General features: G+C 64.3%; 11 protein-coding genes and 1 pseudogene. 6 read left to right on the top strand and 6 right to left on the bottom strand.

Features of this window, described 5'->3' with window-relative positions:
• Positions 1-28: 28 nt before the first annotated feature.
• Both I6F28_RS09215 and I6F28_RS09220 read right to left on the bottom strand, forming a co-directional pair.
• Positions 29-295 (bottom strand): annotated as a pseudogene (locus I6F28_RS09215) (DUF3455 domain-containing protein); the annotation flags it as partial.
• A 108-nt stretch (positions 296-403) separates the two neighbouring features.
• Positions 404-1,618, bottom strand: a complete 1,215-nt coding sequence (locus I6F28_RS09220; RefSeq protein WP_225139752.1) for an NADP-dependent isocitrate dehydrogenase — start codon at positions 1,616-1,618, stop codon at positions 404-406.
• Between the two features lie 355 nt (positions 1,619-1,973).
• Here I6F28_RS09220 and I6F28_RS09225 point away from each other — a divergent pair, with 355 nt between their 5' ends.
• Complete coding sequence (locus I6F28_RS09225) at positions 1,974-3,167, top strand: TrmJ/YjtD family RNA methyltransferase (RefSeq protein ID WP_225139753.1); 1,194 nt, start codon at positions 1,974-1,976, stop codon at positions 3,165-3,167.
• A 2-nt stretch (positions 3,168-3,169) separates the two neighbouring features.
• Here I6F28_RS09225 and I6F28_RS09230 read toward each other — a convergent pair whose 3' ends face one another.
• Positions 3,170-4,369 (bottom strand): MFS transporter, encoded by a 1,200-nt coding sequence (locus I6F28_RS09230; RefSeq protein ID WP_225139754.1) that lies wholly within the window; start codon positions 4,367-4,369, stop codon positions 3,170-3,172.
• On the bottom strand, positions 4,369-4,995 hold the full coding sequence (gene wrbA, locus I6F28_RS09235; protein ID WP_036012985.1) for an NAD(P)H:quinone oxidoreductase: 627 nt from the start codon (positions 4,993-4,995) through the stop codon (positions 4,369-4,371). The genes I6F28_RS09230 and wrbA overlap by 1 nt, the downstream gene beginning before the upstream one ends.
• Before the next feature lie 102 nt (positions 4,996-5,097).
• Between wrbA and I6F28_RS09240 the strand changes: the two genes are divergently transcribed.
• Together I6F28_RS09240 and I6F28_RS09245 are read left to right on the top strand one after the other, a co-directional pair.
• Complete coding sequence (locus I6F28_RS09240; RefSeq protein ID WP_225139755.1) at positions 5,098-6,006, top strand: LysR family transcriptional regulator; 909 nt, start codon at positions 5,098-5,100, stop codon at positions 6,004-6,006.
• A 215-nt stretch (positions 6,007-6,221) separates the two neighbouring features.
• On the top strand, positions 6,222-7,907 hold the full coding sequence (locus I6F28_RS09245) for a tetratricopeptide repeat protein (RefSeq protein ID WP_225139756.1): 1,686 nt from the start codon (positions 6,222-6,224) through the stop codon (positions 7,905-7,907).
• Between the two features lie 159 nt (positions 7,908-8,066).
• Here the strand turns inward: I6F28_RS09245 and I6F28_RS09250 are convergent, their stop codons facing one another.
• The gene (locus tag I6F28_RS09250; protein ID WP_225139757.1) at positions 8,067-8,714 is read right to left on the bottom strand and encodes a TetR/AcrR family transcriptional regulator; all 648 of its coding nucleotides are present in this window, start codon (positions 8,712-8,714) and stop codon (positions 8,067-8,069) included.
• A 247-nt stretch (positions 8,715-8,961) separates the two neighbouring features.
• Between I6F28_RS09250 and I6F28_RS09255 the strand changes: the two genes are divergently transcribed.
• The 3 genes from I6F28_RS09255 to I6F28_RS09265 are packed head-to-tail and all read left to right on the top strand — an operon-like array spanning position 8,962 to position 11,600.
• Entirely contained in the window at positions 8,962-9,504 is a 543-nt protein-coding gene (locus tag I6F28_RS09255) for an OsmC family protein (protein WP_024340895.1), read from the top strand.
• A 35-nt stretch (positions 9,505-9,539) separates the two neighbouring features.
• The gene (locus I6F28_RS09260; RefSeq protein WP_225124737.1) at positions 9,540-10,673 is read left to right on the top strand and encodes an acyl-CoA dehydrogenase family protein; all 1,134 of its coding nucleotides are present in this window, start codon (positions 9,540-9,542) and stop codon (positions 10,671-10,673) included.
• 48 nt (positions 10,674-10,721) lie between these two features.
• Positions 10,722-11,600: a sulfurtransferase gene (locus I6F28_RS09265; RefSeq protein WP_036012962.1), complete on the top strand. Its 879-nt coding sequence runs from the start codon at positions 10,722-10,724 to the stop codon at positions 11,598-11,600.
• Between the two features lie 117 nt (positions 11,601-11,717).
• Here the strand turns inward: I6F28_RS09265 and I6F28_RS09270 are convergent, their stop codons facing one another.
• The gene (locus I6F28_RS09270; protein ID WP_225114228.1) at positions 11,718-13,664 is read right to left on the bottom strand and encodes a sigma 54-interacting transcriptional regulator; all 1,947 of its coding nucleotides are present in this window, start codon (positions 13,662-13,664) and stop codon (positions 11,718-11,720) included.
• Positions 13,665-13,789 lie beyond the last annotated feature (125 nt).

Raw genomic sequence — 13,789 nt, forward strand, 5'->3', positions numbered from 1 at the left:
GCGCCGCGCGGTTCGGCCCGTAAAGCGGTCAGCCCTTCTTCAGGAAGACGTAGTCAGCCGAGTAGGGCACGCTCCTGAATTCGCCGGCCTTGTCGCAGGCACCGTCGAGCTTGCCGCCATGGGTGTTGATGCGCTGGACCGTGGTCTCGGGCGTGAGTGCGCCGCTGCCGCGATGCGAGGTGACGTCCAGTTTCAGCCAGGGAATGTCGGCTGCGGTCGCGCCCGGCGCATTGCCGGCGGCTTTACCCGTCACCGCGCTGCCGTCGGCGAGCCCCCAGTTCGGCCCGGCACAGTGTGATCGGCATGGCGCATCTCCGCGCGAGGGCCACAGAATTGAAAAAGGGCCGCGCTTTGGCGCGGCCCTTGATCATGTCTGGCCCAGTCGGGCGAAATTGCAGACAGCTTATGCCGCCAGCTCTTTCGTGAGGTTCTCGGCGACCTTGTCGAGGAAGCCGGTGGTCGAGAGCCAGCGCTGGTCGGCGCCGACCAGCAGCGCAAGGTCCTTGGTCATATAGCCGGCCTCGACGGTGTCGACGCAGACCTTCTCCAGCGTGGCCGCGAACTTGGCGAGCTCGGGGTTGTTGTCGAGCTTGGCGCGGTGCGACAGGCCTCTCGTCCAGGCGAAGATCGACGCGATCGAGTTGGTCGAGGTCTCCTTGCCCTTCTGGTGCTCGCGGTAGTGGCGGGTCACGGTGCCGTGTGCAGCTTCCGCCTCGACAGTCTTGCCGTCGGGGGTGAGCAGCACCGAGGTCATCAGGCCGAGCGAGCCGTAGCCCTGCGCGACCGTGTCGGACTGCACGTCGCCGTCGTAGTTCTTGCAGGCCCAGACATAGCCGCCGGACCATTTCAGCGCCGAAGCGACCATGTCGTCGATCAGGCGGTGCTCGTAGGTCAGGCCCTTGGCGTCGAACTCCTTCTTGAACTCGCGGTCGAAGATATCCTGGAAGATGTCCTTGAAGCGCCCGTCATAGACCTTGAGGATCGTGTTCTTGGTCGACAGGTACACCGGACAATTGCGCAGCAGGCCGTAATTGAAGGAGGCGCGGGCGAAGTCGATGATGGAATCGTCGAGATTGTACATCTCCATGGCGACGCCGGCGCCGGGCGCCTTGAACACTTCCTTCTCGATCACGGTGCCGTCCTCGCCGACGAACTTCAGCGAGAGGGTGCCCTTGCCGGGGAACTTGATGTCGGTGGCGCGGTACTGGTCGCCATAGGCGTGGCGGCCGATGATGATCGGCTTGGTCCAGCCCGGAACCAGGCGTGGCACGTTCTTGCAGATGATCGGCTCGCGGAAGATCACGCCGCCGAGGATGTTGCGGATGGTGCCGTTCGGCGACTTCCACATCTGCTTGAGATTGAACTCCTTCACCCGAGCTTCATCCGGGGTGATGGTGGCGCACTTGACGCCGACGCCGACCTTCTTGATCGCCTCGGCGGCGTCGATCGTCACCTGATCATTGGTGTGATCGCGGTATTCCATGCCCAGGTCGAAATAGAGCAGCTCGACATCCAGGAACGGGTTGATCAGCTTGTCCTTGATGTACTGCCAGATGATCCGGGTCATCTCGTCGCCATCGAGCTCGACGACGGGATTGGATACCTTGATTTTTGCCATGATCGGGGAAGCCTCTTGGGAACGGCGCTTTCGGCGCGCCACGGGAATATCCGCCGCCTCTTAGCACCTGATAGCAGCGGGCGAAAGCCAAGGGATTATGCACTTTTAGCTCATCCAGCTTGCGCAGGCGAGGAGCGGCCGGCCGGGCCTCGGCCCGGCCTTCGGGCCCGTTTCGGGCGAGATTCAAAAGTCGAATCCAAGTCGTTATTTCCCTTGAGAATTTTGTCAGGACAGGCAAACGACAGGCGGGCAGCGCCCGAGCCGGCCGGTCGCCGACTTGAATCGATTCCTAAAAACGGCCTCGCCAAAGCCCTTTAGAGCAAGGCCCTGAGAGACAGTGTGAAAGCAAAGCGAGATGTCGGGGACTGACAAGAGCAAGGCCGGCCTTACCCTCGACGGTCCCATCGTGATCCTGGTCGAACCGCAGCTCGGCGAGAACATCGGCATGGCCGCGCGCGCCATGGGCAACTTCGCCCTCGACCGGTTGCGCATCGTCAACCCCCGGGACGGCTGGCCCAACATCGCGGCCCAGCGGGCCGCGGCCGGCGCCGACCACATCCTGGAAAAGGTCGAATTGTTCGGCACGGTGGCAGAGGCGGTCGCCGATCTCGACCTCCTGTTCGCCACCACCGCACGCCCCCACGACCAGGCCAAGCCCGTGGTCGGGCCGGAGGCGGCTGCCACCGAGATCGCAGGTTACGTCGCCTCTGGTGGAAAGGCCGGCATCCTGTTCGGCCGCGAGCGCTGGGGTCTGACCAACGAGGAGGTCGGGCTCTCCAACCGCATCATCACCTTCCCGGTCAATCCGGGCTTTGCCTCGCTCAACCTCGCCCAGGCCGTGCTGCTGGTCGGCTATGAATGGTTCAAGCGTGCGACGTCGGGCGCGTTGCCGCACGCCATGCCTGAAAGATCCGAGCGCGCCTCGCAGCACCAGATGCAGGCCTTCTTCGAGAACCTCGTGCGCGAGCTCGACAAGGTCGAGTTCCTGCGCCCGGCCGAGAAGCGCGACACCATGCTGGTGAACCTGCGCAACATCTTCACCCGGATGGAGCCGACCAAGCAGGACATGCACACCCTGCACGGCGTGATCATGGCAATTGCCGAGGGGCGCAAGGGTCCGGCCAAGGGCGGCGTACTCGACGGCGAGCAGGCCACGCGCCTGCGCGCGCTGCTGGCCGAGCACGGGCAGGGCCGCGGCGTCCCCGACAGCGGCTCGACCGTGCGCGGCCTTGCCCGCCTGCTCCGCCGCAACCCGACCGACGCCGAACGCCTGCTCTGGCAGGCGCTGACGCGTGATCGCCGCTTCGCAGGTGGGTTCAAGCGCCAGACTCCCGTGGGGCGCCACATCCCGGACTTCGTCTCCTTCCCGCACCGGATCGCGATCGAGCTGGTGAACCCGGGCGAGGGGGAGGCGATTGCGGCCGATCGCGCGGCGCGGCGGGCGTGGCTGGAGGCGCGAGATTATCGCGTGCTCGACATTCGGGCCGTGGATGTGGAGCGCGATCTCGAGGCGGAGCTGGTGCGGCTTGCCGAGATGTTGGGACAGTAGGTTCAGTGGGCCGCGCTGTCATCGAAGCGGGCGGATGCGGCGATGATGGCGGCAAGCAGCGCGGCGATCAGGATGATGGCCAGTGCGGCTGTCCACCCATAGGCCTCAACGGCACTTCCGACCGCGACAGGTCCGGCCACCTGGCCGAGATTGCTGCCCTGCATCACCAGTCCGGTGACCACAGGAATGAGTGCGGCGGATGGCGCGAGCAAGGGGATCGATGAGATCAGGACGGCCGGCATCAGGCCACCGACCGCAGCGAACAGGATGCACAGCAGAAGCGTGGGCGTATCGCCGAAGATCTGCAGGAAGATGCCAGGAGCTGAAAAGCCCATGGCCAGACAGGCCGCGAAGATCAGCACTGAACGCCGGGCACCGCGCGCGAGCAGGTAGCCGGCAGCGACATTGCCGATGATGTTGCTTGCGGTGGCGAGGGCACTGAGCATGCCGGCCGTGCCATGGGGGATGTTCATCCGTTCCATCAGCAGCACCGGGAGGAAGCTGAACAGCGCGAAGAACATCAGGCTGTAGAGGACAAAACATCCGGCCAGCAGAAGCGGGCCCTTGCTTGCCGCCACGTACACGGCATCGGACATCGTCCGTCGCCACGATGCCGGGGTGCGCTTCGGAGCGGCCGGAATACTCATCCACGCGGCCACGATGGCGATCGCTGCAGGACCGGCGCTGCCCCACCACAGTGCGCGCCAGTCGCTGAAGAACGTCCCGACGAGCATCGCGAGCGCAATGCCGGCCGGCATGAAGCAGCTCCACAGGGCAAGCGGAACGTCCTGTTGCCCGGACGGGACTGCTCTGTTCAGGATCGCCGGACCCGCAACAATGATCAGAAGAAATCCTGAGCCTTCTACGATGCGCGATGCGAGAAGCACCGCATAGTCGGTTGCGAGCGCGCCGATGATGGCGCCAAGGATGAGCAGCCCGAGGCCGACAATGAGACTTCGCCGATCTCCGGCGCGAGCCACGAGGGAGCCGGCGGGGATACCGCCCAACAGGCCGAGAACAGCGATGATCCCGGTCAGCCAGCCGGCAGCGGCGAGGTCAAGGCCCAGATCCTTTTGCAGCATGGGCGTGGCGATCGCAGCCTTCCCCACCTGGATCGCGGCGACGGCGCCGGAGCCCACGACGATGCTCACCACATGCCAATGCCGATCTCGCAAGGACGAGGCAGGTGCTGCCGCCGCCATCAGGCCGCCTCCGTGAGCCGCCCAGCGGCCAGGGCGCGAGCGATCTCGGCGACATGGCGTCCCTGAAAGCGTGCCCCGGCCAGTTCGTTGGCGCTTGGACGACGATCCCCGCCGCTGCCGTCGTCGGCGAGGGTCGATGCGCCGTAGGGCGAGCATCCGGTGACCTCGTCCATGCGCATCTGTCCCTTGAATGTGTAGGGCAGCCCGACCACGACCATGCCGAGGTGCAGCAGCACGCTGTGCACGGACAGAATGGTGCTTTCCTGGCCGCCATGCTGGCTGCCCGTCGATGTGAAGACGCTGCCGACCTTGCCCACGAGCTTGTTCTCGAACCACAGGCCGCCGCACTGGTCGAGGAAGTTCTTCATCTGCGCGGCCATGTTCCCGAAACGCGTCGGGGTGCCAAGGATGATCGCGTCGTAGTCCGGCAATTCGGCCACGGCGGCGGTGTCGGCGCGTTGATCGACCTTGTATCCGGCCCTCTGCGCGACGTGGTCGGGAACAATTTCCGGCACGCGCTTGATGGCGACTTCGGCTTCGGCCTCCCGTGCACCCCGGGCCATCTCTTCAGCCATCGTCTCGATGTGACCGTAGGACGAGTAGTACAGCACCAGGACCTTCGTCATTTTGCTTCCTCGCTCTCAGGTGGGGGCTAGCAGCCAAAATAGGTCTGTGCTTGATCAGCGGTAGCGCGATAAGATCGATGAGTTCGATCGATTGGATAGATCATGCTGGATGTGCTGACGCTTGATCAGTTGCGAACATTCGTGACGGTGTCGGAAAGCGGGAGCTTTCGCTCGGCGGCCGCTCGGCTGTCCCGTGTTCAGTCCGCCATCAGCCATGCCATCGCCAATCTGGAGGCCGAGCTGGGTCTTGCGCTGTTCGATCGCACGGGTCATCGGCCCGTCCTGACGCCTGAGGGACAGTCACTGCTCGCGAACGCACGTGACATTCTTCTCAGAGTGGATGCGATGCGGGCGAGAGCCCGGGGCCTTGGCGAGGGAGTCGAGCTCGAGCTTTCCTTGACAATCGACACATTGTTTCCGATCGGCATGGTCGGTGCGGCATTGACGAAGATGCGCGCTGCCTATCCCTCGGTTTCGATCAGGCTTGCGGTCGAGCCGCTGGGTGGACCGATCGCCTCGCTGATCGACAAGCGCAGTTCGCTCGCGATCGTGGTCGGCGAGGATTTCCGCGACCCGCGGATCGCAGTCGAGGCGGTCTCGTCGGTCGAGCAGGTTGCCGTCGTTTCCGTTGAGCACCCATTGGCGAGGCGGCAATCGCGCAACAGGATCAGCCTTCAGGATCTGGCCGATCATCTGCAGATCGTTCTGTCCGATCCGACGCCGCTGACGGAAGGGCGCATGTTCGGTGTGCTTTCGCCCCAGACCTGCCGGGTCACCAATCAGGACACCAAGCATGCGATGATTCTCGCCGGTCTCGGCTGGGGCCGCCTGCCGTTCTGGCTGGTGGAGCGCGATCTGAGGGAAAGGCGCCTCGTGCGCCTTGCCACCACCGCCCTCGGACGGCGCAGCCAGGTTGCCGCAGAAGCCTATCTCGCGCACCGGCTGGACCAGCCGCTCGGACCAGCCGCGCTGGCTTTTCGCGAGGCCTTGTTGCAGATCGCCGAGGCGTAGGCGGACACGGCTCGAGGCGCGTCGCGTGCTCGACATTAGGGCAGTGGATGTGGAGCGGTGATCTGGAGGCGGAACTGGTGCGGCTTCAGGGGATGATGGCCAAGTCGGCCTGAGCATCGGGCCGCACGGACCCGTCGCCTGCAAGTGCGCAACCAAGGGCTGTGCATAGACAAGATTGGTTGCTATGAAGTCTCTGGAAATTGAGTGGGGACTGCATGTTTGGAAGGATCGGCCGCGCAGGAGTTCGTGCGGCAGCAAGCTTCGGTGTTGTGGCGCTGACGGCCTTGCTCGAAATGTCAGGCGCTCGCGCGGAAATGCCGTTGGCTTCCAAGTGTAACGCGGTCGGCAATTTCAGCCTCGATGACAGGATCGCAGGCTGCACCGCCATCATTCAGGCGGCGGGGACGGGCATGCAGCAAGGTGTGGTCATGGCGCGCTTCCGCCGCGCCATGTTCTACCGCCAGAAGGGCGAGATCGACCTTGCGATAGCGGACTACAACGAGATCATTGAGCGCGATCCGGGCAATCTGAACTCCCGCATCGCGAGGGCTTCTGCGCTGATCCAAAAGCGAGAGCCCGAGGCTGCGCTGCTTGATTATGCCAAGGTGATCGAGCTCGATCCGAAGAATACCAACGCCTATATCGGACGTGCTCACGTCTATTCGGCGAGACGCGACTTCGTCCGTGCCATCGCCGATTATGATCAGGCCCTTCTGATTCATCCGGACAATGTCATAGCGCATGTCGAACGAGGCCTCTCTTACGTCCGGAATGGGGATCCCGATCGGGCCATGGCTGACTGCGATCGTGCGGTCGAGATCAGCCCGCAAAACGGTGGAGGCCAATTGTGCCGCGGTCGAGTTTACTTCGCAAAGGGTAAGAGAGAGCTCGCGTTGGCCGCACTGGATCAAACCATCCAGATCAAACCCAGAAGCGAGAATTTTTACTACTTCCGAGCCGAATCCTTTTCTCAACTGGGTGAACTCGACCGCGCGATCGCCGACTATGACCGGATCATCGAGCTAAACCCACAGAGCCGGTCTGCCTATGGTTGCCGGGGCGTCGCCTATTTTCAAAAGGGTGATTACGATCGCGCCATTGCCGATTACAATCAGGTGATCCAGCTGGCACATAAGGGTCAAGGAAACACCGGCGATCGGCAGAGTCAGCTTCAAGGTCAGGATGCAGATCCCATTTCTGCGTCCGTCGCAGGTGAATCGATTGCGCTCGCGTCCACGGATGGCCCCGTGCTCCGCGCTCGGGGTGGGGCCTACCACGCGAAAGGGGAGCTTGACCGCGCTATCGCAGACTTCGATGACGCGATACGCCTCAACCCCAAGGATAAGGATGCATTCGGGCTCCGCGCCAACGCGTACAAGGCCAAGGGGGACTTCGGCCGCTCGCTCGAGGACTACGATCAACTCGTGCAGCTCGATCCCAAGGATGCGCGCGCCTACTTTCATCGTGCGAGGCTCTATTGGCAGACCGCTTCCTTCGCCCAATCGTTGACCGATCTGAATCAGGCGATCGAGCTCGATCCGAAAGGTGCCTATCCAGTCATCTGGCGCGAAATTGTTGCAAGGCGCAGCGACCAACCGAGCCGGCTGAGCGAGGCTGCAAAGCGGCTCGACGCGACGAAATGGCCCGCGCCGGTCGTCAACCTCTTCCTGGGTACGACGACGCCGGAGCAAGTGCGCAGCGCAGCGGACGATGCCGACCCGGCGAAGAAGAAGGGGCAGGTCTGCGAGGCGAATTTCTATATTGCCGAGCGAGCCCTGCAGAGCGGCTCCAGGGAAGAGGCGTTAAAACTGTTCGAGCAGGCGGCTGCCGATTGCCCGAGGACCTTTATCGAGAAGTCGGCCGCCGACGTCGAGCTTGCCGCGCTGCGAGCGAGCCGCTGATCGAGCGGACGGGTCCGTAGGCGGGCAAATCAAAGCTTACAGTTGAGACGGAATGGTGGGCACGGCGCGTCGCGCCTTTGCCCACCCTACGAAGTCATCGTAGCCCGGATGGAGCGCAGCGCAATCCGGGACAGTGTCCCCGTTACGAAGCAAGAACCGTCACACGGCCTCCAACTGCTCCGCCGCGCGCTTCTTCTTCGCCTTGGCCTGGCCGAGCAGGGGGCCTGCCGTAAGCGCCGCGGTATCCGCGACGGCCGGGTCGCGCGAGATCATCGCGGCGACGATGGCGCCGTCGATGATGAGGCCGAGCTGGTGCGCCAGCACTGCAGGCTCGGCCGAGCCGAGCTCGCCGGCGAGCTTCTCGATGTGGCCGAGCACGATCCTCTTGTGCTTCAGCGCGATGTTGCGGAATTGCTTGGCATCCTTGTCGTGCTCGCCGACGGCGTTGATAAAGGGGCAGCCGTAGAAGCGCTCTTCGGCGAACCAGCTCTTCAGCGCGGGGAAGATGCGCGTGAGTTTCGCCTGCGCATCGCCGCCGCCTTGCTCCATGGCGCCGATGAACCATTCGCGCCATTGCTTGCCTTCGCTCTCCAGCACGGCGTTGACGAGGTTGGTCTTGGAGCCGAATAATTTGTAGAGCGTGGTCTTGGCGGTACCGGCCTCTTCGATGATCGCATCGATGCCGGTGGCGTTGATGCCGTTCTTGCAGAACAGATGCGTCGCCGCGTTGAGAAGGCGACCGCGTGCGGATTCGTCGTCGCCGGCAGCGGCGTGGGGCGGATTCTTCTTCGATGACGGCTTTGCCATGAGCGACAACTTAATCGCAGCCGCCTCGCATCAGCAAGCCGCATCTGTTCGGCGCCGAAAAGATTCGCATCCGCGCGCGCGGCTGCTCCGCCTTTGAGCAGGAGTGGGCTGACCAATCTGCAGGCAGCGACGTTTAAGCGGCTCCAAAGCCTCGCCTTTTGTTTTTCGCGAGATCTGGCACGCTCCATGCAAGGAAACAGACCGTTCGGTATCCTGCCGATTTCCACTTCTGCCAGGGAGAAGATTGATGACTGCCGTCGTTCAGAAGACAGTGCTGACGGGGTGCCTCGCGCCCATCGACAAGAACGGGCTCGAGCAACTGATTGCCAACGGCAAGGCAAACCCGAAGGTCATCAAGACCTTGAAGTGCAAGACGGTCGCGGAGGGCAAATTCCGCCACGCCAATTATATCCGCAACCTGCCGCCCTACATCGTCGACGAGCCGCCGGGGCTTTTGGGTGACGACACCGCGCCCAATCCGTCGGAAGCCTCGCTCGCCGCGCTCGGCTCGTGCCTTGCGGTCGGCCTGCATGCCAACGCCGTGCACCGCGGCTGGATCGTCAACAAGCTCGAGCTCGAGCTCGAAGGCGATCTCAACATCACCGCGGTCTGGGGCACCGGTGACACCTCCGACAAGCCGGTCGGCTTCACCGATGTGCGCGTCAAGGTGGACATGGAATGCGAGGGCATCTCGCCGGACGAGATCAACGCGCTGGTCACCCATGTGAAGAAATGGTCGCCGGTCGCCAACACCTTCACGCGGCCGGTCAATCTCGAGGTCGGCATCTAGCAGACGGCAATCAGGACAGGGTGCGGGAGACGATCATGGGTTCACTGGCTTTATCGCGGGCCGACGTTCTGGATCAGCCCGCACCGTCCATTGCGGACGAGGTGGCGCGGATCGCGCGCCAAGAGCTCGCGCCGCTGGCCGCCGGCATCGACGACGGTTCGGTCTATCCAGCCGAGGTGCTGCGCAAGTTCGGCGCGGTCGGAGCGTGGGGCAGCCATGTGCCGCACGAAGGCCCCGCCGATCTGCGCTGCGCGATCCAGGCGATGGCGGCGATCGGCGAGGTCTGCGGTGCCACGGCCTTCATGGCGTGGTGCCAGAACACGCTGGTCTGGTACGCGGCGAACTCCACCAATGTGAAGCTCGCAAAGCGCTTCGGAGATGCCTTCTCGACCGGCCGCGTGCTTGGCGGCACCGGGCTCTCCAATCCCATGAAGAGCTTCTTCGGCATCGAGAAGCTCAAGCTAAAGGGCCGCAAGGTCGAGGGCGGCTATATCGTGCGCGGTGCGTTGCCCTGGGTCTCCAACCTCGGGCCTGATCACTACTTCGGCACCATCTTCGAGCGCGAGGACGAGCCGGGCATCGCAAGTGGCGAGCCCGGCACTGTCATGTTCCTGGCCGATTGCTCCGACCCCGCGATCACGCTGACGCCCTGCAAGCCGTTCCTCGCGATGGACGGCACCGGCACCTATGGCGTGCAGTTCCGCGACGCTTTCGTGCCCGATGAGCTGATCCTGGCCGATCCCGCCGCGCCCTTCGTCAAGAAGATCCGCGCCGGCTTCATCCTGCTGCAGGCCGGCATGGCGCTGGGGGTGATCAAGGATTGCATCAACATCATGGACGAGGTCGACAATCCCCTCGGCCATATCAACCGCTATTTGCCGCAGCAGCCGGTGCATTTCCGCGAGCTCGCCGCCGAGCTCGAGGCCGAGACCATGGCGCTGGCGCGCGATCCCTACAACGAGGAGGAGACCTACTGGCGCAAGGTGATTGCGCTGCGGCTGCGCGCCGGCGAAGCCAGTGTCGCGGCGGCGCATGCGGCGATGCTGCATTGTGGCGCACGCGGTTATCTCAAAAGCCACCGCGCGCAGCGACGCCTGCGCGAGGCCTATTTCGTCGCGATCGTCACGCCGGCCACCAAGCAGCTGCGCAAGATGCTGGCCGAGTCCTGAGTTCTACGAGTCCACCCGAAGACCCCCAACCTCAACGGAGAGGCTGCCATGACTGACGTTCTGATCACTGCCGTCGAACTCGCCGATCTCTTGAAGACCGAGCCGTGTGTCGTCATCGACACCCGCAATCCCGACGCCTACGCCGCCGGCCATCTGCCGGGCGCCGTCAACGTGCATGAGATCTTCACGTTCCTCGCGACCTCCACGCCCGAGGGCATGGCCGAGCTCAAGACCAAGTTCGCCGATGCGTTCGGCAGCGCCGGCCTTTCCGGCAAGGAGACGGCGGTGATCTACGAACAGTCGATGAACTCCGGCTTCGGCCAGTCCTGCCGCGGCTATTACCTGCTCACCATGCTCGGCTATCCCAAGGTGAAGGTGCTGCATGGCGGCTTCGACGCCTGGTCGGCCGCGGGCTTCCCGGTGACCAAGGATGTGCCCGCGCCTGAGAAGGCCTCGTTCTCGATCGTGCCTGAAGCGGGCGAGATCCTGATCGACGCCAAGACCATGCTCGCCGCCGTCGGCAAGCCGGGCATCGCGATCCTCGACGTGCGCGACGTCGACGAGTGGATCGGCGACAGCTCGTCCCCGTACGGCAAGGATTTCTGCCCGCGCAAGGGCCGCATCCCGGGCGCGGTGTGGCTGGAATGGTATCGCATGATGAAGCCGACCGTCGAAGGCCCGCGCTTCAAATCCAAGGACGAGATTCTGGCGGAATGCGCCACGGTCGGCATCTCGCAGACTACGCCGGTCTATCTCTACTGCTTCAAGGGCGCTCGCGCCTCGAACACGTTCCTGGCGCTGAAGAACGCCGGCGTGAAGGACGTGCGGATGTATTTCGGCTCCTGGAACGAATGGTCGCGCGATCCCTCGCTGCCGATCGAGCAGGGCCTGCCGATCGCATCGGACGTCACCACCAAGGCAGCCTGAGCGCGCGCCTCGTCCTTCGAGACGACCGCTTCGCGGTCTCCTCAGGATGAGGCTAAGCGGCACCGGTGTCTGTTGATACTGTTGCCGCGCCCTCCGACCTCATCCTGAGGAGCCCGCCTAAAGCGGGCGTCTCGAAGGATGGGCCCCTTGCGGACGAGGCGCGATTCCCAGCGCCTTGATCCGTGAGGCCAGCGTGGTCGGCTTGATGTCGAGCATCTCGGCGGCGCCGCCGGGGCCGAAGACTTTTCCGGCGCAGGCCTCAAGCGCGGCGAGAATGTTGGCGCGCTCGTGGTCGCGCATTTCCGACGACGTCATGATTGCGGGGCGCGCGTCGGGCCTCTGGCGGGTGGCGCCGCTGGGCGCTTGTTCACCTGAAGGATCGGGCAGATCGATGCGCAGGCGGCCGTTCTGCGACAGAATCGCAGCGCGCTCGATCACGTTCTGGAGTTCGCGGACATTGCCGGGCCAGTTGTAGCGGGTCAGCCGCCGCGCATCGCCCTCCGACAGACGGAGGTTCGATTTCAGCGCCTTGCTCTCGCGCGTCAGGAAATGCTGGGCCAGCAGGGGAATGTCCTCGCGGCGTTCGCGCAAGGGAACGGTCTCGATCGGAAACACGTTGAGGCGGAAATAGAGGTCTTCGCGAAAGCGGCCGCGCTGGACCTCCTGCTTGAGATCGCGATTGGTCGCGGCGATGACGCGAACGTCGACGGCGCGGGTGCGCGCCTCGCCGACGCGCTCGAAATGGCCTTCCTGCAAGACGCGCAGCAGCTTGCCTTGCAGCTCGAGCGGGATCTCGCCGACCTCGTCGAGGAATAGCGTGCCGCCGTCGGCGAGCTCGAAGCGGCCGATGCGGTCGCGCGTTGCGCCGGTGAAGGCGCCGCGGACATGGCCGAAGAACTCGCTCTCGAACAATTCGCGCGGGATCGCGGCGCAGTTGACGCGGATCAGCGGCCGGTCGCTGCGGGTGGAATCCTCGTGGATGGCGCGCGCGATCAGCTCCTTGCCGGTGCCGGATTCGCCGGTGATCATCACCGCCGCGGCGGTCGGCGCCACCAGCTTGACCTGGCGCAGCGTCTTCTGGATCGCCTCGCTGCCCCCGATGATGCCGCGCGGGTTGGTCTCGATGCGGATTTCCTCCTGGAGATAGGCGTTCTCCAGCTCGAGCCGCTCGCGCAGACGGTCGACCTCGGCAAGCGCCGCGTGCAGCTTCTCGGCGGCCTCGCGGCGCTGGCTGACGTCACGAAACACCACGACGGCGCCGACCACGACGCCGCGATCGCGGATCGGCGTCGATGTGTATTCGACCCAGGCGGGCGAGCCGTCCTTGCGCCAAAACACCTCGCCGTCGACCTGGTGCACGGCGCCGTCGCGGAATGCCGCGTAGATCGGGCAGTCGTGATTGTGATAGTGCCGGCCGTCGTGGTGGGTGTGGTGGACGATCGGGTGGATCTCCTTGCCGACCAGCTCCTCGGCGGTCCAGCCCAGCATGCGCTCGGCCGCGGGATTGACGAAGGTGGTCTTGCCTTCGGCGTTGACGCCATAGATGCCTTCGCCGGCGGCGCGCAGGATCAACTGGTTCTCGCGCTCGATGTCCTGGAACACGCGCTCGACCCGCTGCCAAGTCGAGATGCCGCCGCGCATATGGTCCTCGGCGGCGGCATCGACATTGCGCCGGCGGCGGGCTTCGAGATCGGTCAACCTCAGCAGCAGCAGCGTGCGGCCGTCATGCGGCAGCAGGCAGCCGGCATATTCGAGCTTGAGATCTTGCCCGGTCGCGTGGCGTGGATTGAGCGCCGTGGTCCAGTAGGCGCCCTTGTGCAGCACGGCCTGGGTGAAGACGGTGAGGGCGGCAAGCTCGCCGGCGTGGAGCGTGCTGGCCCTGGTCTGCCGCAGCAAAGCGCGGTCGTAGCCGAGCAGGGCACAGGCGGCGGGATTGGCATCGACGATCTGGTCGCCATAGGGATCGACCAGCAGCATCGCCTCGACCGAGGATTCGAAGGCCGCGATGCGCGGGTCGATGACGGGCGCCACCTCGTCGTGGGCGGGCATTGGCGTCGTTGCCATTGCGAAATCTCGTAATTGAACTACGAAATCTCGTTTATCACGAGTTTTCGTAGCGGCCAAGCGCGGGGGAAAATGCTGCGTCATCAAGGCAATGTCCGCTTCTTCGTCGGTGGCATGCTCCTTGC

This window comes from Bradyrhizobium sp. NBAIM14, from assembly GCF_020193895.1.
GTDB classification, from domain to species: domain Bacteria; phylum Pseudomonadota; class Alphaproteobacteria; order Rhizobiales; family Xanthobacteraceae; genus Bradyrhizobium; species Bradyrhizobium yuanmingense.